Source organism: Azospirillum sp. B506 (assembly GCF_000333595.1).
In the GTDB taxonomy this organism is placed as follows: Bacteria; Pseudomonadota; Alphaproteobacteria; order Azospirillales; family Azospirillaceae; genus Azospirillum.
The window spans coordinates 1-1,562 of the sequence record NZ_BADK01000917.1 but is presented as its reverse complement, the minus strand read 5'-3'; the positions used below and the strand labels follow the sequence as shown (position 1 = coordinate 1,562).

Here is a 1,562-nt window from a genome sequence, read left to right as displayed (position 1 = left end):
GGCGACTCTGCACGTCGACCTGATCGACGGCGACAGGATGCCGGGCGCCCGCTGGTTCCCGGAAGCCCGCCTCAGCTATGCCGAGAATCTGCTGGCTGGCGCCCCGGACGACGATGCGGTCGTCTTCTGGGGTGAGGACAAGGTGAAATACCGCTGGAGCGGAGCGGAGCTGAAGGCCACTGTCTCCCGCCTGCAGCAGGCGCTGAAGGCCAGGGGCGTCGGCAAGGGCGACCGCGTCGCCGCCATCATGCCCAACATGCCGGAAACGCTGGCGGCGATGATCGCCACCACCAGCCTGGGCGCGGTCTGGTCGTCCTGCTCGCCTGATTTCGGGATCCAGGGAATCACCGACCGCTTCGGCCAGATCGAGCCGAAGGTGGTCTTCGCCCCCGACGCCTACTGGTACAACGGCAAGAGCCACGACGTCCGCGCCAAGGTGGCCGAGGTGCTGAAGGACCTGCCGACCGTCGTCGCCACCGTCATCGTTCCCTATGTCGACAAAGCGCCCGACCTGTCGACGATTCCCGGTGCCGTCGGCTTCCAGGATTTCATGGCGCCCCACCCGGCAGCCGAGCCGACCTTCGAGCGGGTGGCCTTCGACCACCCGCTGTTCATCCTCTATTCCTCCGGCACCACCGGAAAGCCGAAATGCATCGTCCACGGCACCGGCGGCACCATCCTTCAACATGTGAAGGAGCATCGGCTGCATTGCGACCTGAAGCGCGGGGACCGGCTGTTCTACTTCACCACCTGCGGCTGGATGATGTGGAACTGGCTGGTGACCGGGCTGGCCAGCGGGACCACGCTGGTGCTTTATGACGGCTCACCCTTCGCCCCGACCGGCAACATCCTGTTCGACTATGCCGATGCGGAGCGGGTGACCCTGTTCGGCACCTCGGCCAAATTCATCCAGTCGCTGGAGAAGTCGGGGCTGGAGCCGATCAAGACCCATTCTCTTGCCAGCGTCCGTGCCTTGGCCTCCACCGGCTCGCCGCTGATGCCGGAGAATTTCGAGTTCGTCTACCGCTCCATCAAGCAGGACCTCCACCTCGCCTCGATCAGCGGCGGCACCGACATCATGTCCTGCTTCGTGCTGGGCAACCCGACCGCCCCGGTGTGGAAGGGCGAGATCCAGACGCGCGGCCTCGGCATGGCGGTGGAGGCTTTCGACGACAACGGCCACGCGGTCCGTGGCGAGAAAGGCGAGCTTGTCTGCACCCGCCCCTTCCCCAGCATGCCCATCGGCTTCTGGGCCGATCCGGACGGATCGAAATACCGCTCCGCCTATTTCGACCGCTTCCCCAACATCTGGGTCCATGGCGATTTCATCGAGCAGACCGACCATGGCGGCTGGGTGATCTATGGCCGGTCGGACGCCGTGCTGAATCCCGGCGGCGTGCGCATCGGCACGGCGGAGATTTACCGCCAGGTCGAACAGTTGCCTGAGATCATGGAGGCGGTCTGCATCGGTCAGGAATGGGATGGCGACGTGCGCGTCGTGCTGTTCGTCGTCCTGCGCGAGGGCATGACGCTGGACGAGGCTCTGGCTGCCACCATCCGCA

General features: G+C 65.4%; 1 protein-coding gene. It reads left to right on the top strand.

The window, feature by feature from the left end:
* A partial coding sequence (locus I71_RS28435) for an acetoacetate--CoA ligase (protein WP_042702160.1) occupies positions 1 to 1,562 on the top strand: 1,562 nt, incomplete at both ends.